Source organism: Demequina sp. (assembly GCF_049841215.1).
In the GTDB taxonomy this organism is placed as follows: Bacteria; Actinomycetota; Actinomycetes; order Actinomycetales; family Demequinaceae; genus Demequina.
In genome coordinates, this window is sequence record NZ_JASGEO010000005.1 from 214,975 (window position 1) to 241,293 (window position 26,319).

At 66.2% G+C, this 26,319-nt stretch carries 24 protein-coding genes; 5 read left to right on the plus strand and 19 right to left on the minus strand.

The window, feature by feature from the left end; translation table 11 throughout:
• The first annotated feature begins 13 nt into the window (after positions 1-13).
• Complete coding sequence (locus tag QM618_RS01875; RefSeq protein WP_428094136.1) at positions 14-1,330, plus strand: hypothetical protein; 1,317 nt, start codon at positions 14-16, stop codon at positions 1,328-1,330.
• 359 nt (positions 1,331-1,689) lie between these two features.
• Here the strand turns inward: QM618_RS01875 and aspS are convergent, their stop codons facing one another.
• Both aspS and hisS read right to left on the minus strand, forming a co-directional pair.
• Positions 1,690-3,462 carry an aspartate--tRNA ligase gene (gene aspS, locus QM618_RS01880; protein ID WP_428094139.1) on the minus strand — a complete coding sequence of 591 codons (1,773 nt, stop codon included), beginning with the start codon at positions 3,460-3,462 and terminating at the stop codon, positions 1,690-1,692.
• A 72-nt stretch (positions 3,463-3,534) separates the two neighbouring features.
• The gene (hisS, locus tag QM618_RS01885; RefSeq protein WP_428094142.1) at positions 3,535-4,866 is read right to left on the minus strand and encodes a histidine--tRNA ligase; all 1,332 of its coding nucleotides are present in this window, start codon (positions 4,864-4,866) and stop codon (positions 3,535-3,537) included.
• A 140-nt stretch (positions 4,867-5,006) separates the two neighbouring features.
• Between hisS and QM618_RS01890 the strand changes: the two genes are divergently transcribed.
• Complete coding sequence (locus tag QM618_RS01890; protein ID WP_428094146.1) at positions 5,007-6,404, plus strand: DUF349 domain-containing protein; 1,398 nt, start codon at positions 5,007-5,009, stop codon at positions 6,402-6,404.
• Between the two features lie 56 nt (positions 6,405-6,460).
• Positions 6,461-6,994: a hypothetical protein gene (locus tag QM618_RS01895; protein WP_428094149.1), complete on the plus strand. Its 534-nt coding sequence runs from the start codon at positions 6,461-6,463 to the stop codon at positions 6,992-6,994.
• Here QM618_RS01895 and QM618_RS01900 read toward each other — a convergent pair.
• The 17 genes from QM618_RS01900 to thrS form a co-directional block, all read right to left on the minus strand.
• A complete protein-coding gene (locus QM618_RS01900) occupies positions 6,991-9,231 on the minus strand; it encodes a RelA/SpoT family protein (protein ID WP_428094152.1) in 2,241 nt (746 codons plus the stop codon). The genes QM618_RS01895 and QM618_RS01900 overlap by 4 nt on opposite strands.
• Positions 9,232-9,262: 31 nt before the next feature.
• Positions 9,263-10,348, minus strand: coding sequence for a protein translocase subunit SecF (secF, locus tag QM618_RS01905; protein ID WP_428094155.1), 1,086 nt, complete (start codon positions 10,346-10,348; stop codon positions 9,263-9,265).
• Positions 10,345-12,213: a protein translocase subunit SecD gene (secD, locus tag QM618_RS01910; RefSeq protein WP_428094158.1), complete on the minus strand. Its 1,869-nt coding sequence runs from the start codon at positions 12,211-12,213 to the stop codon at positions 10,345-10,347. The genes secF and secD overlap by 4 nt, the downstream gene beginning before the upstream one ends.
• 95 nt (positions 12,214-12,308) lie before the next feature.
• Complete coding sequence (ruvB, locus tag QM618_RS01915) at positions 12,309-13,361, minus strand: Holliday junction branch migration DNA helicase RuvB (protein WP_428094161.1); 1,053 nt, start codon at positions 13,359-13,361, stop codon at positions 12,309-12,311.
• Positions 13,358-13,945, minus strand: a complete 588-nt coding sequence (ruvA, locus tag QM618_RS01920) for a Holliday junction branch migration protein RuvA (RefSeq protein ID WP_428094164.1) — start codon at positions 13,943-13,945, stop codon at positions 13,358-13,360. Before ruvA ends, ruvB begins: the two co-directional genes overlap by 4 nt.
• Before the next feature lie 70 nt (positions 13,946-14,015).
• Positions 14,016-14,582 carry a crossover junction endodeoxyribonuclease RuvC gene (gene ruvC, locus QM618_RS01925; RefSeq protein ID WP_428094167.1) on the minus strand — a complete coding sequence of 189 codons (567 nt, stop codon included), beginning with the start codon at positions 14,580-14,582 and terminating at the stop codon, positions 14,016-14,018.
• A gap of 5 nt (positions 14,583-14,587) precedes the next feature.
• The gene (locus QM618_RS01930; RefSeq protein WP_428094170.1) at positions 14,588-15,343 is read right to left on the minus strand and encodes a YebC/PmpR family DNA-binding transcriptional regulator; all 756 of its coding nucleotides are present in this window, start codon (positions 15,341-15,343) and stop codon (positions 14,588-14,590) included.
• 204 nt (positions 15,344-15,547) lie between these two features.
• Positions 15,548-15,916, minus strand: coding sequence for a hypothetical protein (locus tag QM618_RS01935; protein ID WP_428094173.1), 369 nt, complete (start codon positions 15,914-15,916; stop codon positions 15,548-15,550).
• Between the two features lie 2 nt (positions 15,917-15,918).
• On the minus strand, positions 15,919-16,524 hold the full coding sequence (locus QM618_RS01940) for a hypothetical protein (protein WP_428094177.1): 606 nt from the start codon (positions 16,522-16,524) through the stop codon (positions 15,919-15,921).
• A gap of 233 nt (positions 16,525-16,757) precedes the next feature.
• The gene (gene pdxT / locus QM618_RS01945) at positions 16,758-17,366 is read right to left on the minus strand and encodes a pyridoxal 5'-phosphate synthase glutaminase subunit PdxT (RefSeq protein ID WP_428094180.1); all 609 of its coding nucleotides are present in this window, start codon (positions 17,364-17,366) and stop codon (positions 16,758-16,760) included.
• On the minus strand, positions 17,363-17,917 hold the full coding sequence (locus tag QM618_RS01950) for an NUDIX hydrolase (RefSeq protein ID WP_428094185.1): 555 nt from the start codon (positions 17,915-17,917) through the stop codon (positions 17,363-17,365). Before QM618_RS01950 ends, pdxT begins: the two co-directional genes overlap by 4 nt.
• Positions 17,898-18,806, minus strand: a complete 909-nt coding sequence (gene pdxS, locus QM618_RS01955; RefSeq protein ID WP_428094188.1) for a pyridoxal 5'-phosphate synthase lyase subunit PdxS — start codon at positions 18,804-18,806, stop codon at positions 17,898-17,900. Before pdxS ends, QM618_RS01950 begins: the two co-directional genes overlap by 20 nt.
• Positions 18,803-19,951 (minus strand): glycosyltransferase family 4 protein, encoded by a 1,149-nt coding sequence (locus QM618_RS01960; protein WP_428094191.1) that lies wholly within the window; start codon positions 19,949-19,951, stop codon positions 18,803-18,805. The genes pdxS and QM618_RS01960 overlap by 4 nt, the downstream gene beginning before the upstream one ends.
• The gene (locus QM618_RS01965; RefSeq protein ID WP_428094194.1) at positions 19,948-20,856 is read right to left on the minus strand and encodes a phosphatidylinositol mannoside acyltransferase; all 909 of its coding nucleotides are present in this window, start codon (positions 20,854-20,856) and stop codon (positions 19,948-19,950) included. The genes QM618_RS01960 and QM618_RS01965 overlap by 4 nt, the downstream gene beginning before the upstream one ends.
• On the minus strand, positions 20,853-21,494 hold the full coding sequence (gene pgsA, locus QM618_RS01970) for a phosphatidylinositol phosphate synthase (protein ID WP_428094492.1): 642 nt from the start codon (positions 21,492-21,494) through the stop codon (positions 20,853-20,855). The genes QM618_RS01965 and pgsA overlap by 4 nt, the downstream gene beginning before the upstream one ends.
• A 24-nt stretch (positions 21,495-21,518) precedes the next feature.
• Positions 21,519-22,070 (minus strand): HIT family protein, encoded by a 552-nt coding sequence (locus QM618_RS01975; RefSeq protein ID WP_428094197.1) that lies wholly within the window; start codon positions 22,068-22,070, stop codon positions 21,519-21,521.
• 3 nt (positions 22,071-22,073) lie between these two features.
• Positions 22,074-24,065, minus strand: coding sequence for a threonine--tRNA ligase (gene thrS, locus QM618_RS01980; protein ID WP_428094201.1), 1,992 nt, complete (start codon positions 24,063-24,065; stop codon positions 22,074-22,076).
• Between the two features lie 108 nt (positions 24,066-24,173).
• Here thrS and QM618_RS01985 point away from each other — a divergent pair, with 108 nt between their 5' ends.
• Together QM618_RS01985 and QM618_RS01990 are read left to right on the plus strand one after the other, a co-directional pair.
• Positions 24,174-25,613, plus strand: a complete 1,440-nt coding sequence (locus QM618_RS01985) for a sensor histidine kinase (protein WP_428094205.1) — start codon at positions 24,174-24,176, stop codon at positions 25,611-25,613.
• Positions 25,610-26,272: a response regulator transcription factor gene (locus tag QM618_RS01990; protein ID WP_428094208.1), complete on the plus strand. Its 663-nt coding sequence runs from the start codon at positions 25,610-25,612 to the stop codon at positions 26,270-26,272. The genes QM618_RS01985 and QM618_RS01990 overlap by 4 nt, the downstream gene beginning before the upstream one ends.
• The last annotated feature ends 47 nt before the right edge of the window (positions 26,273-26,319 follow it).

The window sequence follows — 26,319 nt, forward strand, 5'->3', positions numbered from 1 at the left end:
ACTCGGAGGGAATGTGGACTTTCGCATCGCGCTGCCGACCGTCAATGAGGCCGACGGCGGGTACACGGTTGAGGCCGAACTCACCTTTGGGGACATGAGCCCGTACTTGTGGTTCCGCGTGCCCCAGGCGTACCAGACCTCCCCTGACACCATTGGCGACGCGTTCCTCGCCTCGATGCTCCCGGTGGCGATGGCGCGCGGCGAAAACATCGTCATAGACGCGCCCGTGAGTGCAAAACTGCTCGAGGCCCTGCCCCAGATCCAGTCGATCTACGCCGATTGGTACCCCGACGTCCTGACCCGCGTGGAGATCACGGCCGCGGAGGCGGTGAGCGCGGCGCCGCAAGGTAACCGCACGGTCTCATGCTTCACGGGAGGCGTGGATTCGTTCTACTCTCTCGTCAAGCACAAGGATGCGCTCGACGCGGTGCTGTACGTGGACGGCTTCGACGTGCCGCTTGCGAACCTCGTCATGAGCCGCACGGTGAAGTCAACGATCAGTGCGGTGGCAAGCGACTACGGCAAGGAAGCAACCTTCCTGAGCACCAACCTCAAGTGGTTCACCGACAAGGAAGTCAACTGGGGGCTCATCGCCCACGGCCCTGCTCTCGCGAGCATCGGGATGATCCTTCAGGGTCACGTAGGAACCATGTACATTCCGTCGACGCACTCGTTGAAGCAGATGTTTCCGTGGGGATCGCACGTTCTCGTTGACCACTTGTGGTCCACGGAACGGCTCACCTTCATTCACGACGGCGCGGACGCCTCACGTGTGACGAAGACGCAGACCATCAGCCATGAGGGGCCTGCTCAACGGCACTTGCGCGTGTGCTGGCAGAACAAGGGCCAGTACAACTGCGGGCGGTGCGAGAAGTGCTTGCGGACCATGACGGCTTTGGAGCTGCTCGGCGTGCTGGAGGACTTCACGGTGTTCCCCGAGACGGACCTTCCCACCGCTGTGGGCAATCTGCGCATCGCGAACCGCAATGGGCTCGAGTTTCAGCTTGAAAACCTTGAATACGCGCAAGAGATCGGGAGCGAATCTCCTGTAGTTCCCGGCCTCATCCGGTCTATCGATGACTTTGTGGCACGCAAGGGCCTTGGCGGCGAGGTCAAGCCACCGTTCGCCGGGAGCCTCGCAGCCAAGCAGGCGCGGGTGCGGGCAGAACTCGTGGCACTGCGCAAAGAGACCGCAAAGCTCCGCAAGGACGCGGCCCGGCTCACCGCAGAGAACGCGCGCCTCACCGCGCGGCTCGCGGAGGCAGAGAAGACGCTGCCGCAGCGCGCCCGCAGGCGCCTTGGGCGCATCAAGCGTCGCTTCGTGCGCTGACCGCGAGCACGATGCGCGCTGGCCGTTACCGTTACTGTGACCCACTCTGGCGGGAAGCACGATGCGCCCTAGCCGTGAGCACGATGCGCCCTGGCGGCAACGAACAGGTCGCATCCGGCTCTTGCGACGCGTTGCGTGCCGCAGGGGCGCTTTCGGCGTGGGCCACGGCGGAGTTGGCTACGCCGCAGAACCTTGGGCGCTGGCCGCGACCGTGACCCACTATGGCGGGAAGCACGATGCGCCCTAGCAGTGAGCACGATGCGCCTTGGCGGGCAGCATGATGCGCGCTGGCGGTAGCGAACAGGTCGCATCGGGCTTATGCGACGCGCTCTGTGCCGCAGGGGCGCTTTCGCCGCGGGCTACGCCTGTGCCGGCTCCTCTTCGGCCTCCGGCACAAAGTCCACGCCGGCCTCTGCACGCTGCTCCGGCGTGATGGGAGCAGGCGCATCTGTGAGCGCGTCGTAGCCGCCACCGGACTTGGGGAACGCGATCACGTCGCGAATCGAGTCGAAGCCGCCGAGCAGCATCACCACGCGGTCCCAGCCCAGCGCAATTCCGCCGTGCGGCGGCGCCCCGTACTGGAACGCGTCAAGCAGGAAGCCGAACTTCTCCTGCGCCTCCTCCGGCCCAATCCCCATGACCGTGAAAACGCGCTCCTGCACGTCGCGACGGTGAATACGGATAGAGCCGCCGCCGATCTCGTTGCCGTTGCACACGATGTCGTACGCGTAGGCGTTCGCCGGGCCGGGGTCGGTGTCGAACGTGTCGAGGAACTCGGGCTTTGGCGACGTGAACGCGTGGTGCACTGCGGTCCACGCCGAGTGGCCGAGCGCCACGTCGTCGTCGTCGGACTTCACCGGCTTGAACAGCGGCGCGTCCACGACCCACACGAACTCGAAGCGGGAGTCGTCGATGAGGCCCACGCGGCGCGCAATCTCGTTACGCGCGGCACCAAGCAACGCCTGGGAGGCGTCCCTCTCCCCCGCCGCGAAGAAGATGCAGTCGCCGGCCGACGCCCCGGTTGCCTCCGCGAGGCCCGCAAGTTCAGCGTCGGACAGGTTTTTGGCGACAGGCCCCCCAAGGGAACCGTCCTCGCCAACCAGCACGTACGCGAGGCCGCGCGCACCGCGCTGCTTGGCCCAGTCCTGCCAGCCGTCGAGCGTCTTTCGGGGCTGCGAGGCGCCGCCGGGCATGACCACAGCACCGACGTAGGGCGCCTGGAAGACGCGGAAGGGCGTCGAGGCGAAGTACGACGTCAGCTCCGTGAGCTCAAGCCCAAAACGCAGGTCCGGCTTGTCCGAGCCAAAGCGGTTCATCGCGTCCGCGAACGTGATGCGCGGGATGGGCAGGGACACCTCGTAGCCGATGAGCGCCCACAGCTCGCGCACGATCTCCTCGCCGAGCGCGATTACGTCATCCTGGTCCACGAACGACATCTCGATGTCGAGCTGCGTGAACTCCGGCTGGCGGTCCGCGCGGAAGTCCTCATCGCGGTAGCAGCGCGCGATCTGGTAGTAGCGCTCCATGCCGGCCACCATGAGCAACTGCTTGAACAGCTGGGGGGACTGCGGCAGCGCGTACCAAGAGCCCGGCGCCAGGCGCGCTGGCACCAGGAAGTCGCGCGCACCCTCGGGGGTGGAGCGCGTCAGCGTGGGCGTCTCGATCTCAAGGAAGTCGTGCCGGTCAAGGACGCGACGCGCAGCCTGGTTGGCACGCGACCTCAACACAATCGCGGAACGCTGCGCAGGGCGGCGAAGGTCCAGGTAGCGGTGCTTGAGGCGCGCCTCCTCGCCAACGGTGACGTGCTCGTCGATGGGGAACGGCGTGGGCGCTGAGGTGTTCAGAATCACCACAGACGTGCCAACAACCTCGATCTCACCCGACTCCAGGTTGGGGTTCGCGGAACCCTCTGGGCGCAAGCGCACCTCGCCCGTCACCTGCACCACGAACTCGTTGCGCAGCTCGTGGGCGATGTCCTCGCGCAGCACCACCTGAGCAAAGCCAGAGGCGTCGCGCAGATCGATGAACGCCACCCCGCCGTGATCGCGGCGCCGGCCTACCCAGCCAGCGAGCGTGACGGTAGCGCCGGCGTCTGCGGCGCGGAGGGATCCTGCGAGATGGGTGCGGAGCACGGTTGAGCCTTTCGAAACAGCGAGAAGAGCAGGGACCAGTCTAGCCGCGCGGGGTTTTGGGACCGCACCGTTTCAGGCACGCACCGTGCGCGGCCAACGATCCTCTGCAGGCGGCTCCCAATTACGTACGTCCGCTGGCACCTGCACGCCCGAACGAATGTCTTTGACCTCGCCGGTCTCCGGGAACCACACGAACGGGATGCCGCGCCGCTCCGCGTGCTGAATCTGCTTGCCAAACTTCGCGGCGCTCGGCGCCACCTCGGCAGGGATTCCCCTCGCACGCAGCGCGTCGGCGATCTCGTCGGATGCACGGCGGTCGTCTTCGCTCGTCACAGCAACAAGCACGGCCGACGGCACGGCCCTGGTTGCGCTCGCAAGTCCAGCCCCCAGTACGCGGCTTACCAGGCGGGACACACCAATAGACATGCCGACGCCGGGGAACCCGCCGCCTGCCACGAGAGAGTCATAGCGGCCGCCGGAGCAGATGGAGCCCAGGTCCTCGTGGCCCTCAAGCACGGTCTCGTAGACGGCACCCGTGTAGTAGTCGAGGCCACGCGCAATCCGCAGATCCGCCACGGCGGTGCCGGGCACGGCCGCATTGACGGCGCTCACGAGCGCCGCGAGTTCCGCAATGCCTTCCGCGAACACCTTCTCGGCGGCTTCGTCGCCTGTGGTGAACGTGGTCTCCCACAGGTCCTCGATCGCGTTCACGAACGAGGTGTCGCGAGAGTGGATCTTGGCGAGCTCCAATACGGCATCCTGCGCCGTCTCGCTCACGCCCTTCTCGCCTAGCTCCTTGCGCACCCCGTCCGCGCCGATCTTGTCGAACTTGTCGACGGACCGCAGTGCTCCCGCGACATCCTCGATTCCCACTGAGCGGTAGAAGCCTTCGACGAGGCGGCGATTGTTGATGTGCATGGTGGCCTTAGGGATCGGCAGCGCCGCGAGGGCGCGCGCCATGACAACAGCCACCTCCGCCTCGATGTGGGCCGGAAGCACGTCGCGGCCTACCACGTCGATGTCCGCCTGATAGAACTCGCGATAGCGGCCCTCTTGTGGGCGCTCTCCGCGCCACACCTTCTGGATCTGGTATCGCCTAAATGGGAAGGCGAGCTTGGACTGAAACTCCTCTACGTACCTGGCAAAGGGCACGGTGAGATCAAAGTGCAAGCCAAGCCGAGCGTCGGCCCCTTCCTGGGCGGCAAGCCGAGTGAGCGCGTAAATCTCTTTTGCGGCGTCCGAGTCGCCAGCCAGACGTGCCACGGGTTCCACGGCGCGCGTCTCGATCTCCGCGAAGCCATGCAACGCGAAGACCTCCCGCAAGGTGGAGATAAGAGATGCCTCAACAACCCGCTCGGCGGGGCTCCATTCGGGGAAACCGGAAAGTGGCGTGACGCGCGACATGCGGCCATTGTTCCATCGAGCACGAGGGCCGGTGGGCACCGGGCCGCGCAGGCTGGGTATTGTTGGGACGTTGTCCCGGCTGGTACCCACCTCGAAACGGCGCGTGCCAGCCATGTCCGTCATCAACCAAGAGGTGACCCATGAGCTCGCAAGACGCCAGCGAGACCACGCCCGCCGCGGCCACCGAGGCCGCTCCCGCCACCCCCAAGCCCCGCCCCGTTCCCAAGCCGGGCTCGTTCAAGGCCCCTAGCCCCGCCGTCGTCGCGGCGCACGCCACGCACCCCGTGAAGGTGCCGGTTGCTGCAGACGTTAGTGACGAGGACAAGGCCGCGGCCGCCGCGTTCGGCACGGTCGCAGACGACGTGGTGAGCGTGAAGGATGGCAAGGACACCCACGAGGTAGGTCCGGCTCAGGGCGACGAGCCCCTCACGCCCTACGTGCGCGCCTACTTTGACCTTAAGGCAAGCGTGGAGCGCCTCGGCGCCCGCCTCACGGCGTCCGAACTCAGCATCAAGGACATCGACGACGCTCTTGCCACTATTCGCACGGCGCTCGCCGAGCCCAAGGTGGTTGGCGACCTCGCGGCGCTGCGCGCCGAGTTCACGCCGATCGAGGCGGATGCGGTCGCCGCGCGCGACGCGCTCGCCGAAGAGCGCCGCAAGGCCCGCGCGGAGGCGCTAGAGCGCCGTGAGCAGATCGTGGCGCGAGCAGAGGAGATCGCCGCCGCACCCGTGGCGTCCGTGCACTGGAAGAACGACACCACAGAACTGCGCTCGCTGCTGGACTCCTGGAAGGAAGCCCAGCGAGATGGCGCCCGCATTCCCAAGGACGTGGAACGCGAGCTGTGGAAGCGATTCACGCACGCCCGCACGTCGTTTGAGAAGGCACGCAAGCACCACTTCAACGAGGTTGACGGGGCCAATGCGGCCGTCGCCTCGCGCAAGGAGGCCCTCGTCGCGCGCGCGGAGGCGCTCACCGCGAGCGGCGACTTCGAGAAGGGCGCTCGCGAATTCCGCGACCTCATGAACGAGTGGCGCGCGGCGGGACGAGGCCGCCGCAGTGTTGACGACGCCCTCTGGAAGCGATTCCAGGCGGCCCAGGACGGATTCTTCAACGCCCGCCGCACGCAGGCGGAGGCCGAAGAGGCGGCGCTTGCCCCCAACATCGAGGCAGCGGAGGCCGCGGTGAAGGCTGCAGAGGGCGCTCTTCCCATCAAGGATCTCGCGGCAGCCAAGTCGACGTTGCGGTCCGCTCAGGACGCCTTCGAGGCGGCGGGCAGGCTTCCCCGGGCGGAGGCCAGTGCACTGTCCAAGCGCATCGGGGCCGTGGAGCGAGCCGTTCGCGATGCCGAAGACAGCGCGTGGAACTCGAGCAGCCCCGAGCTGGCGGCTCGGCTATCGGGTGCGACCGCCCAGTTGCACGCGGCCATCGCTGACCTCGAGGACAAGCTCGCTGCGGCGAAGACCCCTGCGGAGAAGAAAACTCTCAAGGAGTCTCTCGACGCCCGCAAGGCGTGGCTCAAGCAGATCGAGGGCTAACGCCCCTATCCACAGGCAGCTAACGCGTCACGCGCGCCCCGCCCATACTGGGCACCATGCTGCTCGTGGAACGCACCGTTGTTGGTGCCATCGCGTTCGATCGCTTGGCCCGCGACGGAGTGATCCACGAGGTCCTTGGCGCGTGGGCACTTCCGGCGGATATCCCATCGACGCGGGCGCTGCGCGCGCACCTGGTACGTGACCTGGTGCCTCGCCACGCGTGGCTCACGGGCCTCGCCGCGCTATGGCTCGAAGGTTACGCACGCGCGCCGCGCATGCTCGACGTCGTGGCGGCGCGTGGCGCGCACAGGGCAATCCCCGTTCCCGGCAGCCCTCCCGTGCGCTTGCATGCCGGTTCGCTTCTGGGAGTGCCCGACGCTGGCTCACCTCGCGTAGTAGGTCTCGCCAGGGCGTGTGTAGACGCTTTGTGGCACTCTCCTACGGCGAGCGCCTTGCCAGCCGTAGCGTCGGCCCTTCGCGGAGGCGAGACGAGTGCACGCGAGGTGAGAGGTCTGGCAACCACGTGCGACGTGCGCACGAGGGGGCGAGCGCGCGTGCTGTCGCTCGTGGAGGCGCTAGAGGGGCTCTAGAAGCGCTTGCCGCCAGAGATGCGGTGCGCGTCGTATACGCCCTCGATGCGGCGCACGGCGGCGAGCACGGCACCAAGGTGCGAGGGATCCGCCATCTCGAAGGAGAAGCTGGACCATGCGACGCGGTCCTTCGTGGTGGCGACCTGCGCCGACAGGATGTTGACGTGGTGATCGGAGAGGACCTTCGTGACGTCGCTCAGCAGGCGGTTGCGGTCGAGCGCCTCCACCTCGATCTGCACCAGGTAAGTGGTCTCCGACTGCCCGGTCCACTGCACATCGATGAGGCGTTCCGATTGGTCCTTGAGGCGAGCGAGATTCTCGCAGTCGGTGCGATGCACGGACACGCCAGAGCCGCGCGTCACGAAGCCTTGGATGGGGTCGCCCGGCACGGGGGTGCAGCACTTGGCGAGCTTGACCACGACGTCGGTGAGGCCGTGTACGGAAACGCCGGGGTCTCCCCTGCGCGAGCGCTGCGGGATGCCTGGGCGCGTGATCTCGGTGACGTCTTCGTCGGCGCCCTCATCGCCGCCAACGGCCTCGGTCATGCGCGCGACGACGTCGCTCGCCTGCTCCTTGTGCTCGCCGATGGCCGCGTAAAGGCCGTCCACGTCCTCGTAGTGCATCTCCTTGGCAAGGGCCAAGAGAGTGGACTTGCTCATGAGACGCTGCATCGGCAGGTGCTGACGGCGGATGGCCCGCGCGAGCATGTCGCGGCCCGTCTCGATCGATTCTTCGCGGCGTTCTCGTGTGAACCACTGGCGAATCTTGTTGCGCGCCCTCGTTGACTGCACAAACTCGAGCCAATCGCGCTTGGGGTGGGCGTTCTCATCGGAACTCGTCAGCACCTCGACGGTGTCGCCATTCTCAAGCCGCGAGTCAAGTGGCACGAGGCGCCCATTGACGCGCGCGCCGATGGTCTTGTGGCCAACCTCTGTGTGCACCGCATATGCGAAGTCGACTGGGGTTGCACCCTGGGGCAGCGACAGCAGCTTTCCGCGCGGCGTGAAGACGTACACCTCGGCACGGGATATCTCTCCACGCAGCGAATCGAGGAACTCGCTTGGATCCGCGGTCTCTTGCTGCCAATCGGCGATCTGCCGCAGCCAACCCATGTCTGCCGCACTGTCCGCGCTCACGCCGCTGCGCGCGGTCTCCTTGTAGCGCCAGTGCGCCGCGAGGCCGTACTCGGCCCTACGGTGCATTTCCCACGTGCGGATCTGCAGCTCAACAGGCTTGCCGGTAGGCCCAATCACCGTGGTGTGAAGCGACTGGTAGAGGTTGAACTTGGGCATCGCGATGTAGTCCTTGAACCGGCCGGGAACCGGCTGGTACCTCGCGTGCATCGCGCCCAGCACTGCGTAGCAGTCCCGAACGGAGTCCACGAGGATGCGGATGCCGACGAGGTCGTAGATGTCGTTGAGGTCGCGGCCCCTCACGATCATCTTCTGATACACCGAGTAGTAGTGCTTTGGCCTGCCCGTGATCTCAGCCTTGATCTTCATGGCCTTGAGATCCTTGTCGATCTCCGTGCGCACCTGGTCCAGATACTTCTCGCGCTCCGGGGCTCTGTCCGTGACCACATCCACGATCTCTTGATAGATCTTGGGATACAGCGTCTTGAAGGACAGGTCCTCGAGTTCCCACTTGATCGCGTTGAGACCCATGCGGTGGGCAAGCGGCGCGTAGATCTCGAGGGTCTCTTGGGCCTTCTTGCGTGCGCTCTCCGGCGCCACGAACTCCCACGTGCGCGCGTTGTGAAGGCGATCGCACAGCTTGAGCAACAGCACGCGGATGTCCTTGGCCATCGCCACGACCATCTTGCGCACCGTCTCCGCTTGCGCCGCGTCGCCGTACTTGACCTTGTCCAGTTTGGTCACGCCGTCGACGATCATCGCCACCTCGGCGCCGAACTCCTGCTCGATGCGCTCGAGCGGGTATTCGGTGTCCTCCACCACGTCGTGCAGCAGCGCGGCAGCGATGACGGACTCCGGGAGCCCAAGATCGGCGATGATCTGCGCCACCGCGATGGGGTGGGTGATGTACGGTTCACCGCTCTTGCGCAGCTGACCCTCGTGCGCGACGTTCGCCACGGCGTACGCCTGCTCAATGAGAGCCGTCTTGGCCTTGGGGTACATCCGGTGGTACGTGTCGAGCACACCGTCAATCGCCGTGTGCTCGCGCGCGGGTCTGCGCAGGAAGGAACGGCCGGACGAGGCGGCAGGGCGCGTGTCAGTCATCGCATCCTCCCAGCCTCAAGGAAACACCAGTCTACTTGCGGCCCTTGCGCTTGGGTTGCGCGCCCTGACCCTGGTGCCCGCCTGGCTGCAACGCGCCAACCCTGACGTGACCTTCAGCGTCAACCACAACGTCGGACTTTCCGGATGCACGCATGTCCAGAACTTCCTTGGTGTGCTTGGCGATGCGCTCCTCGCGATCACGCAAGGTGACCTCGAGCGGCGTGGCCACGAAGATCGACGAATACGTGCCGACTGCCATACCTACGAACAGCGCGAGCGAGATATCCCTGAGGGTTCCCGCACCCAGCACGAACGAGCCGATGAACAGAATCGCGGCCACGGGCAGCAGCGCCACCACGGACGTGTTGATGGAGCGCACCAGAGTCTGGTTGAGCGCGAGGTTCGCCAACTCGTCGTAGGTGTACCGGTGCTGGGCGGTGAGGTTCTCCGTGTTTTCACGCACCTTGTCGAACACCACAACGGTGTCATACAGCGAGTAGCCAAGAATCGTCAGGAAGCCGATCACCGATGCCGGCGTGACCTCGAAACCCACGAGGGCGTAGATACCCACGGTGAAGATGAGGTCGTGCACCAGCGCGATGATGCCGGCAACCGCCATGCGCCACGCGCGGAAGTACACCGTCATGACAAGCGCCACAAGGATGAGGAACACGATGAGCGACTGGATCGCCTTCTTGCCCACCTCGGCGCCAAATGTGGGGCCGATCTGGTCCGAGCTCACCTGATTTGCTGGGACGTCGTACGCCGCAGCGAGTGCATCTTCGATCTGGCGTGAGACCTCGATGTCGACCACGCCGATCTGCACGCGGATGTCATCCTCACCGAGGATCGAGATGCGCGCCTCTTGGTCGGGGGCGTTCTCCGCGATGACCTCTTCGGCGATCGCGGGATCGGGGTTCGCGACGTCCGAAACTTGGTACACGTTGCCGCCCGTGAAGTCCACGCCAAAGTTAAGTCCCTTAACGAAGAGCACGATGAGGCACACGAGCAACGCGGCGGCGGAGATGGACAACCACATCTTGCGCTTGGGAACGATCGCATAGGTGCGTTCACCCGAGTGCAGTTGGTTGCCCCATTCGGCAAGGCTGAGCTTCACTTCTGCTCTCCGTTCGTCTCAGAGCCCTTTGCGGCTGCCGCTTTGCGTTCCGCAAGCGTGAGGCCCGACGCTTCCCCACCATCGGCGGGGGACGTCGCCTTGGCAGCGCCATCGGTTACGCGGCCGCGACCCTTGTAGATCGCCGATTTGCCGAGCTGGCGTGGGTCGAGTCCGGACCACTTGTGGCCCTCGCCAAAGAACTTGGTGCGGCCGAGTAGCACGAGCACGGGGTGCGTGAACAGGATCACGACGAGCACGTCGACGAGGGTTGTGAGACCAAGCGTGAAGGCAAAGCCTCGCACAGAGCCGATCGCGAGAATGTAGAGAACCACGGCGGCGAGGAAGCTCACGGCGTCCGAGGCCAGAATGGTGCGCCGTGCGCGAGCCCACCCGTGGTCGATCGCCGCTTGCAGCGATCGACCCTCTCTGAGCTCATCTTTGACGCGTTCGAAGTAGACGATGAACGAGTCTGCGGTGATACCAATCGCGATGATCAGACCCGCAACACCGGCAAGCGAGAGGCGATAGCCCATGCTCCACGAGAGCAATGCGATCAGCACGTAGGTGATGATGCCCGCGACGAGCAGCGAACCCACTGTGACCAGGCCAAGCGCCCGGTACTGGAACATCGAGTAGATCACCACGAGGATCAAGCCGATGGCGCCCGCGATGAGGCCCTTCTCAAGCTGCTCTGTACCCAGCGAGGGGCTCACCGTGTTCTTGGTCTGCAACGTGAGATCAAGCGGGATGGCGCCGAACTTCAACTGGTTCGCGAGTTCTTGCGCAGCCTGCTGGGTGAAGCCGCCAGAGATCGTGGCGGTTCCACCCGTGATGTGCGCCTGTACGAACGGATACGAGATCACGCCGCCGTCGAGCAAGATCGCGAACCGGGCGCGGTCATCCGTGGAATCTGCCTGGTAATACCCGTAGAGGCGCTCGGTGACGTCGGAGAACGTCTGCGCACCCGCGGAGTTGAACTCGAGGTTGACCTGGTAGTCGCCGAGAATCTGACCGTTGGCGCCGTACGCGGGGCCAGAGGTTGCCGTCTTGACGTCGGAGCCATCGAGCTCAACGGGGCCGAGCACGAGCTTGGCGCTACCGTCGGTGGCACATGCGACGTGCCCAGCATCGGGGTCACCTAGGTCTGTTCCCGAGAGGTTCGCAGGATTCGTGCAGTCAAGGGCCTTGTACTGCTCAAGCAGTTCGTCGGTGAGCCAGTCGTAGGACGACGGATCGGTCTCTCCCGGCACCGGGCTGGGGTTGGGCGAGGGGCTCACGCTTGGCGTGGGCGATGCGGTGGCGTCGGGGCTCGCGGTGGCGTCCGGATCGGTGACGGTCTCGTCATCCCCAGCGCTCGCGGTGGGCTCTGGAGTGGCGCTGGGGTCCGCCGAAGCACTGGGATCAGTGCTTGGGTCAGCACTCGGATCAGTGCTTGGCGTGGGGGTGGGCGTGGCGCTCGGGTCGGTCACGACGGCGGGGTCGCCCACCATCAGCACGGGGCGGAACTGCAGCTGAGCGCTCTGGCGGATCAGGTCAATGGTGCGGTCCGACGGCGTACCGGGAATCGCGATGACGATGGTGTTGGAGCCCTGCGTGGTGATCTCTGCCTCAACCACACCGGAGGCATCGATACGGCGGCGAATGACCTCCACGGCCTGCTCGAGGTCGCCCGCATCGATGGTGGCACCGTCCGTGGGCTCCGCCTTCAAAATGAGGGTGGTACCGCCCGCGAGGTCCAGGCCAAGGCCCGGCGTCCACGTCGTCTTGTCGGTGAAAACACCGAGCGCAAGCAGGGAGTACAGGAAGACGATGATGACGCCTAGCCAGATGAGTGCGCGCCTCGCACCCTTGACGACAGTTGACACTCAGCTTTCCTTTGCAATCGAAGGCCCACCGGGGCCCCGACGATTCTAGGCGGTACGCGAAGCGTTCACGACCAGCGACCCGAAAAAGCTCGTGGCTACTCGAACAGTCGCGAGGTCCCGGACGCGCCGCCCTTGACACCGATGTGGGCAAACGCCTCCGCGGTCGCGACCCTGCCGCGAGCGGTGCGCGTGATAAGCCCCTCGCGCACCAAGAACGGCTCGACGACCGCTTCCACGGTCTCCGCCTCCTCGCCAACCGCCACCGCGAGCGTCGACAGGCCAACCGGCCCGCCAGCGAAACGGGTGCAGATCGCCGTAAGCACCGCGCGGTCAAGACGGTCGAGACCGCGCTCGTCTACCTCGTACATCTCCAGCGCGGCGCGCGCGGACGCCAGCGTCCCGTCGCCGTCGCCATGCACCTCGGCGTAGTCCCGCACCCGCCGCAGCAGTCGGTTGGCGATGCGCGGAGTGCCACGCGACCTTGACGCGATCTCAGCCGCAGCGTCGGGCGTGATCGTGAAACCAAGCTTGCCGGCGGACCTATCCACGATGCGAAGCAGTTCTTGCGGCGAGTAGAAGTCGAGGTGAGCGGTGAAGCCAAACCGGTCCCTGAGAGGCGCTGGGAGCAGTCCCGCGCGCGTCGTGGCGCCCACCACTGTGAACCCCGGCAGCGTAAGAGGAATCGACGTGGCACCAGGGCCTTTGCCCACCACCACGTCCACGCGGAAGTCCTCCATGGCGAGGTAGAGCATCTCCTCCACCGGGCGCGCGAGGCGGTGAATCTCGTCGATGAACAGCACGTCGCCCGCCTCAAGGGAGGACAGGATCGCCGCCAGATCGCCCGCGTGCTGGATCGCGGGGCCCGACGTGAGGCGCAGGGCGGCTCCGAGCTCACCGGCGACGATCATCGCCAGGGTGGTCTTGCCAAGCCCTGGCGGGCCGGAGAGCAGCACGTGATCCGCGGCATTGCCACGAGCGACAGCCGCGGTCAAGACGAGCGAGAGCTGCTCACGCACCGATTCTTGGCCCACGAACTCCTGGAGCGAGCTTGGGCGCAGGGCCGCCTCCGTGGACCGCTCGAGCGCGTCCGCGTCGCCCGCCACCAAGCGGTCCACGCCCTCCCACGCCTCGCTTCCGGTGTCGCTCACGAGCGCTGGCCTCCGAGCTTCTGCAGGGCCGCGCGGAGCGTGGATGCCACGTCCGCCTCGGCGACCGGGCCGTCGGCCACCGCATCCACGGCGCTCGCCGCGGCCTTCGCGTTCCAGCCGAGGCTCACGAGGGCGTCGACTACCTGGCCGCGAGCGTCGCCCGCGGACGTGGGGGCCGTCGCGTCGATCACAAGCTTGCCACCAAGCTCCAGCAACAGCCTGGACGCAACCTTCGCGCCAACCCCGGGCACCCGCTCGAGGGCACTCCTGTCCCCCGCCGCCACCGCCGCCGCGAGCTGATCTGGCGCGTGCACCGCGAGCATCGCAAGCGCGAGCTTGGGGCCAACACCCTGCACGGATTGCAGGGTCTCGAAGGCGTCACGCTCGCTCGCCGTGGCGAAGCCGAACAGTGTGAGTGAATCCTCTCGAACAACCAACTGCGTGTGGAGCGTCACTTGTTGGCCGGTGCGGATTCCCGCGAGAGTCGCGGGGGTGCACAGAACGAGCATGCCGACGCCATTGACGTCGATAACGGCGCTCGTGGCGCCAACATGCGCCACGGATCCGGTGAGTTGCGCGATCACGCGATGGTCCCCATTGCCGCCAAGCCTTTCGAACGTATGTACGAATACCGTAGGGGCTTGCGGTGACAGTTCAGCGGCGGCGCGCCGTCTGGCGGCTCGCCGCCTGGCCGTTCGCCGCCTTCTCTGCGGCCGCCCAGCGCTCTTGCGCGGCCGTGGCCGCGCCCTGCGCCTTGCCACGCCAACCATGGGTGATGGCAATCGCGAGGGCGTCCGCAGCGTCGGCCGGCTTGGGGGGATCGGTGAGCCCAAGGATGCGCGCAACCATGAAGCCCACTTGGGGCTTTGCGGCGCGGCCTTCGCCGGTGACCGCCGCCTTGACCTCGCTTGGCGTGTAGAGGCTGAGCGGAAGGCCCGCGCGCTCCGCGGCGAGCATGACCACGCCTGAGGCCTGAGCCGTACCCATCACCGTGCGCACATTGTGTTGGGCGAATACCCGTTCCATGGCAACCGCGTCCGGTGTGAATTCCGCGAGCAGCGCGTCAACGGCGTCCGCAATCGACGCGAGGCGGGCGGGCGTCTCCCAGGTGCTTGGCGTGGCGGCAACGCTCACGCTTACCAAGTTGACCCGTCGGCCCTCAATGTCGACGATTCCCAGGCCGCAGCGTGTGAGGCCGGGGTCAACGCCGAGGACGCGCACGCGGTTTACGCTTCGGCGGCCTCGAGCACCTCGTCGGAGGCGTCGAAGTTGGCCCACACGTTCTGGACGTCGTCGCTGTCCTCGAGCGCGTCGATGAGCCTGAGCACCTTGCGGGCTCCCTCGACGTCCACCTCGATCTTCACCGACGGAAGGAAGGTTGCCTCCGCCTGCTCGTAGTCGATTCCGGCCTCTTGGAGCGCGGTGCGGACGGCGACAAAGTCGGTGGCCTCGGAGATGATCTCGAAGTAGTCGCCGAGGTCGTTGATCTCCTCAGCACCGGCGTCGAGGGCGGCCTCCATGAGGTCGTCCTCGGTGACGCCGCCCGCCTTGTCGACGATGACCTGGCCCTTGCGGCTGAAGAGATAGCTCACGGAGCCGGGGTCCGCGAGTGAGCCGCCGTTGCGCGTAAGGCCAACGCGAACCTCGCCCGCGGCGCGGTTGCGGTTGTCGGTGAGGCACTCGATGAGAACCGCCACGCCGTTGGGGCCATAGCCCTCGTACATGATGGTTTCGTAGTCGGCGCCGCCGCCCTCTGCGCCACTGCCGCGCTTGACCGCGCGGTCAATGTTGTCGTTCGGAACCGAAGACTTCTTGGCCTTCTGCACCGCGTCAAACAGCGTCGGGTTGCCAGCGAGGTCCCCACCGCCCGTGCGCGCAGCAACCTCGATGTTCTTGATCAACTTGGCGAACAACTTGGCGCGCTTGGCGTCAACGACGGCCTTCTTGTGCTTGGTGGTTGCCCATTTGGAATGCCCGGACACGATGCTCCTTGGTTTCTTGACTGGCGACCAGTCTAGACGCGCCACCCAATCACCCCTCCACACACGGCGAATACCTCTCCACACAACGCCGCGATTATCGGGACGATCACACTGATTCTGGGCTGTTCCACCCCACTTTGTGTGGAGGGGTGATCGCGGCGTGTGGAGGGGTGATCGCGGTGTGTGGAGGGGTGATCGGGTGCGTCAGGAGATTGCGAGGATGAGCGCTCGGCCGCCTACTCCGATCGCGGCGGCTACGAGGAAACTCGTGAGAGTGCCGATGATGAAGCGTTCTGCGACTCCGCCGCGCAGGTCATCGTCTGTTTCGCGCAGCTCTGGGTAGCGGCCAAGGCCCTTCACGGCGATCACCACGGCGATGACCTCGGGCATGCCAACCAGGATGCCGCCTGTGATGAGCACCCGCTCAAGAACGCCAATCCACGTGCCACCACGCAACACACCCGGCGTAGGAGCAGGGCTGATGCGCTGGAACACCCATTTCACGAGCGCCCAGCCGACCACCGCGGATAGTGCCAGCGCAGCAAGCGAGATGACGATCACAACAGCCCACATGGTTACCTCCCCGCCGCGTCGATGAGCCTGATCGCAACGGGCCGTGCACGGCGCTCTTCGTCGATCATCGCGGACGCGACGCGCTGGCTCACCGCTTGGTCAGAGACACCGAGCTTGGCCGCCACCTCGCGCTGGGTGACACCGTCCTCGAGGAGGTCCGCGACCTCCCATCCCGCGTCGGAGCGCCTCCGCACGAGCGCTCCCAACAGTTGCGCCACCGCCGTCGCCGCTTCCGAAGCGCCCGCATGTGAGCCCACCACGACGAGTGGCACCGGCTCCGACTTGAGCTTCGCCTGCTCCACCGCCTTGCGCGCGGCCACGAACGCCGCGCCGGAACTTGCGCGCGCGCTCTCACCCAAGGGTTCGTCAACCGCCCCAGCCCCCACGCCTACCGACCAATCCATCGCGCGTAGCAACGTCAGCGAGAGGTCGAGCGCAGCGTCGGCGCTGGTAAGGACCGTTTGCACCTCGTCGCCCACCGTGCGCTCTAGCGGTAGCGCGACGTGCCCAGCCCAGCGCCGGAACCAGGGACGCAAGCGTTCCGCGAGCTCGTCGACGTGTTCACCCGTGCGGGTGCTGGCGCGCTGATCTGCCGTGATCACGAACATGCATCAAGGCTAGAACCTAGATTCAAGCAAATCAAGGAACCTCGCACTGCAAGTTCTCCAACAACTGTTCGGCGTGTCGCCCGGCGTGTCGGGCCCCAGGAGGCTCTCCCACCGGCGCGTCGCGCGTGTCGTTGTTGGAGAGCTTGCAGGTGGGCCGACGCTTGAGCCCGGACGGTGCGCGCGTTGCCCGACGCTGTGGCTGGCTGGGCGGGCAACCCCGGTACGTCCCGCGCCTACGCGCGGGACGCCAGTTCGGCGAGCAGGCGGTGCACCCGGTCGTCTGGCACCGCGCCAGGAGCGTGAATCTCCGGGTGGAAGCTCGTGGCGAGCGCGTTGCCGTGGCGCACCGCGACGGGGTGAGGAGAACCGTCCGGCCCGGTCGCCGTCGCAAGCACCTCTACGGACTCGTCCCACGCCTCAACCCACGGAGCACGGATAAACGTGGCGTGCATGAGCGAGCCGTCCGGCTGCCATGTGAGCTCCACCTCAGCGGAGTCCACTTGCCGCCCAAACGCGTTTCGCCGCACCGTCATGGGGATCGCCGCAAGGCTCTGCTGATCGTGAATGCCGCCAATGATGTCGGTGGCAAGCATGATCATTCCCGCGCACGAGCCCAACACGGGCATGCCGCCGGCAATGCGCTCGCGCAGCGGCGAAAACAGCCCAAAGGCGCGCAGCAACTTGTCGATAGTGGTGGACTCGCCACCAGGGATGATGAGCCCATCCACAGCTTCCAACTCCGCGAGACGCCGCACTCGCGGAGCGTCAACGCCAACCCGCTCCAGCGCAAAGACGTGCTCACGCACGTCGCCCTGCAACGCCAGCACACCTATGGAGGTCATTCGGGTTGCACCCCCAGATTTCGCGGGACGCCATCCCACGAGACGAACCAGTCCCACGGCTCACGCAGCACGTCGGGGAACACCTCGCGCGGCTCGGCGGCAACCTCAGCATGCGAGAGCCACGTCACCTCGTCGAGCGCCTCGTGCTCGTCTGCGGTGAACTCCACTCCGGCACGCGGCCGACGTTCCGCATCAGCAAGCAGGCCAACAAAGATTTGCTCGTGCTGGGTATAGGGGCGGCTCGCAAAGTCGAAGACGGCGGTGCGCAGCCACACCGGCCCTACAAGCTCACCGGGCTCGAGCACGTACCCGGTCTCCTCGGCCAACTCGCGCACCGCGGCCTCGCGCGGGGACTCCCCCGCCTCGATGCCGCCACCTGGCGTGAACCAAAAGGAGCGCTCGGGCTGATGCGGATCGTGCCCACGCACCAAGAGCAGCCGCCCGGAACCGTCGAGCAAGAGCACCCGCGCACCAAGGCGCTCGATGCGGTCGGCAACCTCCGGAGAAGAGGTGCCCACAGCGTCGGGCCTGCTACCAGCCGCGTTCGGCAAGGCGGTGCGGCTCCGGCACATCGTCAACGTTGATGCCAACCATCGCCTCGCCGAGCCCACGAGAGACGTCCGCGATCACCGCGGGGTCGTCGTAGAACGTGGTGGCCTTGACGATCGCGGCGGCACGCTCCGCGGGGTTTCCGGACTTGAAGATGCCGGAGCCAACGAACACGCCCTCGGCGCCAAGCTGCATCATCATCGCCGCATCCGCGGGCGTGGCGATGCCGCCAGCGGTGAACAGCACCACGGGAAGCTTGCCGGTCTCCGCGATCTCCTGCACCAGCTGCAACGGAGCCTGCAGTTCCTTGGCGGCTACGTAAAGCTCGTCCTTGGGCAGCGCCGTCAGCGCGGCAATCTGCTGGCGAATCTGGCGCATGTGCGTGGTGGCGTTGGAGACGTCGCCGGTGCCGGCCTCGCCCTTGGAGCGGATCATCGCCGCGCCCTCGGAGATGCGGCGCAGCGCCTCGCCAAGGTTGGTGGCGCCGCACACGAACGGAACCGTGAACTGCCACTTGTCGATGTGATGGGTGTAGTCGGCGGGTGTGAGCACCTCGGACTCGTCCACGTAGTCCACGCCCAGGCTCTGCAACACCTGCGCCTCAACGAAGTGGCCGATGCGCGCCTTGGCCATCACGGGGATGGAGACGGTGTCGATGATGCCCTGAATGAGGTCGGGGTCGCTCATGCGGGCCACGCCACCCTGGGCGCGAATGTCGGCGGGGACGCGCTCGAGCGCCATAACGGCCACAGCGCCCGCGTCCTCCGCGATGCGCGCCTGCTCTGGCGTCACGACGTCCATGATCACGCCGCCCTTGAGCATCTCGGCCATGCCTCGCTTGACCAGATCGGTGCCGACCTGCGCGGACTGGGGGGTGACGTCGCTGCTCATGACTCTTCCTTGGGTGGGTGGGGATGGAACTCGGCATCCATCCTAATGGCGTCGCGGTACGTGGCCTCTACACGGGGCGCCACGTTGGACCAGTCGAATGCCGCGGCCACCTTGCGGCCACGCACCGAGAGCTCGGCCCTGGCGTCCGGGTGCTCGAGCAGGCCACGTACGGTGCGGGCAAGGTCTGCACTATCGCCGACGGCGTGGAGGGCTACCGCGTATCCCCCGCCTTTCGCCGTGGCCACGTCTTTGAAGGCCGTGAGGTCGCTCGCGACGACGGCCGCCCCGGAGGCCATTGCCTCGACCAGGACGATGCCGAAGGATTCGCCGCCGAGGTTGGGGGCGCAGTACACGTCAACGGAGCTCATGAAGCTGGCCTTCTGCGCCTCGTCGAGCTCGCCGATCACCTCGGCCCCTGCTCGTGCGGCCCGCGCCGCGATGCGATCGCTGAAGCGGCCCGCAACCAAGAAGCGCGCGTTCGGAATCGACTCCCGCACCGCGGGAATCATCGCCAAGAAGTCGTCGAGCCCCTTGCGCGGCTCATCCATGCGGCCCAAGATTCCCACCGTGGGAGCGTCCGCCGTGCCTTGCCACCGCTGGGATGGCACAGCTGACACAAAGGCGCTGGTATCCACCCCATTGGGAATGATGTGCGTGGCCTCGATGCGCAAGTGCTCGCGGATCGTCGCGGCCGCCGAAGGAGACACCGCAATCCGCGCATCGAGTTCCTCGTATCCCGGCTTGATCCACGGCTTGGCAATGCGCATGATCTGCGAGTCGTCGTTCGAGGTGTGGAACGTCGCCACCGTTGGGCCCACGCGGGCCCACATCGCGATGAGGCTCAGCGACGGCGCACCGGGCTCGTGCAGGTGCACCACGTCGAACTCACCCTCACCAAGCCACAACCGCACGCGCGCAGCGGCGACCATGCCAAACGTGAGCCTGGCCGTAGACCCGTTGTAGCGAATCGGCACGGACCGCCCCGCAGAGAACACGTACGGCGGAATGTCCGTGTCCTCACCGGCAGGCGCGAGCACGGACACGTGGTGGCCGCGCGCAATGAGCGCCTCCGCGAGGTCAAGCACGTGCAGCTGAACACCGCCAGGGCGATCCAGCGAGTACGGGCAGACAATCCCGATCCTCACGTCGCCTCCTCGACAGCGTCCATCCACCCAAAGCGCTGCAGCATGTGCCAATCCTGGGGGTGCTCCGCGATCCCCTGTGCCAGCCACGCCGTCCAGGCTTGGGACAACTCAGCCACAGCGTCGGGCCCATCAAAATCACGCGGCTGCAAAACGGGGCCAAAATGCATGACGTATCCCCAGCGCGAGCGCGCGGACCGACGGCGTGCTCCCCTCAGGCGCTCGGAATAGACCATGAGCGGCAACAGCGGGCGGTTGGCGGCCTTGGCGACGGCAGCGGCGCCCGGTGCCACTTTGACGCGCTGCCCCCACATCGTGACCTCGATGCCAGAGCCGCTCAGGTCGCGATCAGAGACGAGAGCGATGATGCGCGGCTGAGATCCCTTGGCCTCGCGGAGCAGTTCTCGGAATGTTGCCGAACCCTCGTGGCCGTAGATCCGGATGCCGATGCGATTGCGGAGCGCGACAAACTCATCGAACACCTCACGCGGCTTAAGCACTTCGGCGACTGAGGTCACGGGCAGGATCGCGCGTGTGGACGTGTAGCCCACCATGTCCCAATTGCCGCAATGGCCGAGCGCAATGACGGTTCCGCCGCCCTCGTGGATGGCCGGAATGGCGGGCTCAGGGTTGAGGATGCGCACGCGCGCGTCGGCTTGCGAGGGCGTGATGCGCGGCATCTCGAGCACCTCGGCGTAGTACCGCGCGGAGGTGATGAGTCCTTGCCGCGACAGCCGTGAGAGCTCCCGCCCCGAAAGTCCCGTGACGCGGTGCAGGTTGGCCTCGAGGCGTTGACGGCTGCGCCCATTGCGCAGCCACCCCACATTGGCGCCCGCCCACGCCCCCGCGCGCACCACCGAGCGCGGCAGGTACCGGGAGACCCGCATCGCCAGCAGCAGCGAGTTCATGCGTGCGGCTCACGCTCCACTGGGCGATCGAGGTCCTTGTTCCATTCGGGGTCGCGGCGAGCTGCGGAGACCACCTTGAAGATGCGTTGCACCACGGTGATGGTGCCCAGCAACGCGAGCACCCACAGGGTCCAGGTAAGCACCGCGAGCGGAAGCCCGAGTCCCACGAGTCCCGTGGCGACCAGGCCAATAACGAGGCGATCGGACCTCTCGGCGAGCCCGCCCTTGGCATCCACACCGATGGACTCCGCGCGGGCGCGCGAATACGGCACCAGGCCGCCAACGACGAGGCACACAAGCGCCGCGGTGGCCGTCAGCCGGTTCTCATCCATGAACGCGAACACCAGCGCACCGAAAATGGCCGCGTCGGCCACGCGATCCATCGTGGAGTCGAGGAACGCGCCTAGGCGCGAGGACTTGTTGCCGAGACGCGCCATGGTGCCGTCGAGCATGTCGGTGAGCACAAAGAACGTGATCACCATGACCCCCCAGAACAGCGCCATCTCGTTGTCGCCGTACTTGGGGAAGAAGAACAGCGCTCCAAACATCACGCCGGCCGTGCCGACGAGCGTCATGACGTTGGGATGCACCCCAAGGGCCAGCAGCCCGCGCGCAGGTGCCTTCCAGATGGCGCCCATCACGGGACGCAGCCAACCCAACACCTAGTCGCTCTCTTTCCAGGCGGCGCTCACGCGCGCCCACGTGTCATCAAGCAGCTCAGGAAGCGCCTTGGTCTTGGCGATGATGGGCAGGAAGTTCGAGTCCCCCACCCACCGCGGGACCACGTGCTGGTGCAGGTGCTCAGAGATGCCCGCGCCGCCCGTCACTCCCTGATTCATCCCAATGTTGAAGCCCTTGGTGCCGCTCACGGACTGCAACACGCGCATCGCCTTCTGCGTCAGCACGCCCATCTCATCGCGTTCGGCGTCCGTGGCCTCGGTGTACCACCCGATGTGCCGGTAGGGGCAGACCATGAGGTGACCGGGGTTGTACGGGTACAGGTTGAGCACCACGTAACACGTGGTGCCGCGGTGCACCACAAGGTGGGCGCGATCGTCGTCGGAGACCTTCTTGCACAGCGGGCACTCATGCTCGCCCTCCATGGGAGGCCGCGACGACGCATTGCGCACGTACGCCATGCGGTGCGGGGTCCACAAGCGTTCGAACCCGTCCGGCTCGCCGCCCGTGAACTCCGAATCGACAACCTCTGGCACGGACTACACCTGGGCCTTGGTGCGCACGGCCTCGACAATCCTCGCCACGGCATCCGCCACCGGCACCGCGTTGTCTTGGCTGCCGTCACGGAAGCGGAAAGACACTGCACCCGCCTCGGCGTCCTCGCCACCTGCGATAAGCGTGAAAGGCACCTTCTCCTTTGACGCGTTGCGGATCTTCTTGGGGAAGCGCTCGTCACTCGCGTCCAGTTCAACCCGCACACCCTGGGCGCGGAGTTGGGAGGCAACGTCCGCGAGGTAGTCGTTGAACGGCTCCGCCACGGGGATCAGCTTTACCTGTACGGGCGCTAGCCACACTGGGAACGCGCCCGCATAGTGCTCGGTGAGGATCGCGAAGAAACGCTCGATGGACCCGAACAGCGCGCGGTGAATCATCACGGGACGCTGGCGCGTGCCGTCGGCTGCCATGTACTCGAGTCCGAAGCGCTCTGGCAGGTTGAAGTCCAACTGGATGGTCGACAACTGCCATGTACGGCCAATGGCGTCTCGCGCCTGTACGGAGATTTTTGGTCCGTAGAACGCCGCACCACCGGGATCGGGAACAAGATCAAGGCCCGACGCTACGGCGACTTCGCGCAGCGTTTCAGTTGCCTCTTCCCATGCCTCGTCGCTTCCCACGGACTTCTCCGGGTTGCGGGTGGAGAGCTCGAGGTAGAAGTCCTCGAGGCCGTAGTCCTTGAGCAGGTCGAGCACGAAGGTGAGCAGCGAGGTGAGCTCGTCGCGCATCTGCTCCTTGGTGCAGTAGATGTGAGCGTCGTCCTGGGTGAAGCCACGCGCCCGGGTCATGCCGTGCACCACGCCGGACTTCTCGTAGCGGTACACCGACCCGAACTCGAACAGGCGCAGCGGGAGCTCGCGATATGAGCGCCCTCGCGCATCAAAGATCAGATTGTGCATGGGGCAGTTCATGGGCTTGAGGTAGTAGTCCTGGCCCTGCTTGGTGATGTTGCCCTCCGCGTCACGCTCCTCGTCGAGGTGCATGGGCGGGTACATTCCCTCCGCGTACCAGTCGAGGTGGCCCGAGATTTCGAAGAGGCGTCCCTTGGTGGCGTGAGGCGTGTTAACGAACTCGTAGCCACCCTCGACGTGACGCTGGCGAGAGTACTGCTCCATCTCCATGCGGATGATTCCGCCCTTGGGGTGGAACACCGGAAGACCAGAGCCAATCGCGTCGGGGAACGAGAACAGATCAAGCTCGCTGCCGAGCCTGCGGTGGTCACGGCGCTCGGCCTCGGCGAGGCGCTCCTTGTATGCCACAAGCTCGTCCTTCGAGGGCCACGCGGTGCCGTAGACGCGCTGCAGCTGTGGGTTCTTCTCCGAGCCCTTCCAGTAGGCGGCAGCGGAGCGCATGAGCGACCAGCCGATGCCAAGCACCTTGGTGGACGGCACGTGCGGGCCGCGGCACAGGTCCTTCCAGGCCACCTCTCCCCCACGTCGGACGTTGTCGTAGATGGTGATGTCGCCATCGCCAATCTCTACGGACGCGCCCTCTGCCCCCTCAGTGGATTGTGAGAGCAGCTCGCACTTGTACGGCTCGTGGGCCAGTTCGGCAAGCGCCTCTTCGCGGGTGACCTCGCGGCGAACGAACGCCTGGCCTTCCCGCTGGATGCGCTGCATCGCCTTCTCAAGGTTCTTGAGGTCCTCCGGGGTGAACGGGGTCTCGACGTCGAAGTCGTAGTAGAAGCCGTTCTCGATGGGAGGGCCCACTCCCAACTTGGCAGAGGGGTTGATCTGCTGGACCGCTTGCGCCAAGACGTGGGCCGTCGAGTGGCGGAGCACCATGAGGCCGTCTGGCTCCGAAATGGTGACGGCCTCCACCGAAGCCTCCTCGGGCAGAACCCGAGCCAAATCCCACAGATCGCCGTTCACCCGCGCAACCACAACGTCGGGCCTGTCAGCGAAAAGGTCGGCGGCCGTCGTGCCCTGCTCAACCGATCGCTCGACTCCGTCGACGGTCAGGACTACTGCAGGCACTTTCGGCTCCTTAGGGTTTGGCCGCGCAGACGCGCGATTGCACAACTGATGCTACCGACATCGGGTGTCGGCCCTGCGCCGGTGCCATCTGGGCACGTACCCTTGGGGATGATGTCGCGCGAGAGTTCAGCCCGTATGGGTGTGCCCATTCGCGTGCGTGTTGTGCTCACGCTGGTGCTGCTGACTGCGGCCGCGCTGGTCGTGGCAGGGATCACGGCGGCCGCGCTGCAAGCCGTGCAAGTCACCAACAGCATCGACGACGACCTCCTTTCAAGCGCCGCCGAGTTTGAGCGCCTCGCCGCCGAAGGCACCAACCCAGACACGGGCAAGGCCTTCTCCACTCCCGAGGAGCTCCTACGCGCCTCGATGGAGCGCGTGGTCACTCAAGGCAATGAGGGGTTGCTTGGGTTCGTTGATGGAAAGCTGTCTTTCCGTTCTCGCGACGCCGCCGTGGCCCTCGACAGCGACAAGCAGCTACTCGAGGCGTTGGAGCCGCTCACCACGCACGCCGAATCGACCCTTACGGACATCACCACCGACACCACCACCTATCGCGTGCTCGTCATTCCCGTGAGCGTGGCAGGCTCGGCGGGCACAACGGCTACCGCCGCTCAGGTGGTGGGCTACGACAAGTCCGCGGAGCTCGAGGGCTTCCAGCGCGTATTTCGCACCTACATCTTCGTGGCGGTAGCCGCAGTGGCGCTCATCGCCGCCTTTGGGTGGCTCATTGGCGGGCGCATCCTGGGACCTGTGCGCACCCTTGCGGATGCCGCGGACCGGATCGGCGACGCCGGCAGCTCGGAGCGCATCCCCGAGCAGGGCAGGGACGAACTCACCCAGATGACACGCTCCGTGAACTCGATGCTTGACCGCCTCGACGACTCTGCGGCCGCGCAACGCGCGCTTCTCGACGACGTGAGCCACGAGCTGCGAACGCCGGTGACGGTCATCCGTGGCCACCTTGAAGTGATGGGGCCGGAAGACGTGGAGGAGACCCGCGCCATCGCGCTTGACGAGCTGGACAGGATGAGCAGGCTCATCGACGATCTGCTCACCCTCGCGGTCACGGACCAGCCGGACTTCGTGCGCCTTGATCCCTGCGACGTTGGGCCGCTCACCGATGATGTGGCCGAGAAGGCACGGGCGCTCGGCGACCGCGAGTGGCGCGTGGCCGAGCGCACGGACGCGCAAGTGCTGGGCGACGCGCAACGGCTGACGCAGGCGTGGCTTCAGCTCGCCGCGAATGCGGTGAAGTTCTCGTCCGCCGGCTCGATTGTCACGCTTGGCTCACGCGCAACGGCCGACGCTGTGGTGCTGTGGGTAGCGGACCAAGGCGTTGGCATCGCAAAAGAAGAACAAGACCGCATCTTCGATCGCTTCGAGCGCTCTGGCCAGCGCCTCGAGGGTGCGGGGCTTGGGTTGCCGATCGTGTCCGCGATCGCGGCAGCACACCACGGAACGGTAACCGTGGACTCGTCCCCTGGAGAGGGAGCCACATTCGAGATCTCGCTTCCCCGTTGGGCCGCAGAACAGGAGCCGGAGCAGTGACAACCATCCTCATCGTCGAGGACGAGCAGCGCATCGCCTCGTTTGTCGAGAAGGGCCTTCGTGCGGAGGGGTTCACCACGCTGTGGGCGCCGACGGGCGCGGACGGCATCTTCCACGCCACGGAAGGCGACGCTGACCTCATCGTGCTCGACCTCGGCTTGCCGGACATCGACGGGCTTGACGCTCTCGCCTCAATGCGCGGACAAGGCGTCACCACGCCGGTCATCGTGCTGACGGCGAGGACCACACCGTCGGCCACTCTCGCGAGTCTCGAGGGCGGAGCCGACGACTACATGCCAAAGCCCTTCCGCTTTGAGGAGCTGCTCGCGCGGATTCGGCTGCGCTTACGGGCAGCGGCTCCCGTGGAACAGTCCGCGCACATCCTCACCCACGGCGACATTGCGCTCGACCTCAAAGAGCGCACCATCAGGGCGAACGGCGTCACGAGCGTGCTCACTGCCAGGGAGTTTGCGCTCGCGGAGACCTTCCTGCGCAACCCTGGCGCGGTGCTGAGCCGCGCCCAGTTGCTCTCGCGCGTGTGGGGGTATGACTTTGACCCCAACTCGAACGTGGTGGACGTGTACGTCCGTTATCTGCGCAAGAAGATCGGCACGGATCGGCTCGAGACGGTGCGCGGCATGGGGTATCGCCTCACGTAACGGCCCGCACACACAGCAACGGGCGGCAGGGCCGCCACGATGTGGCC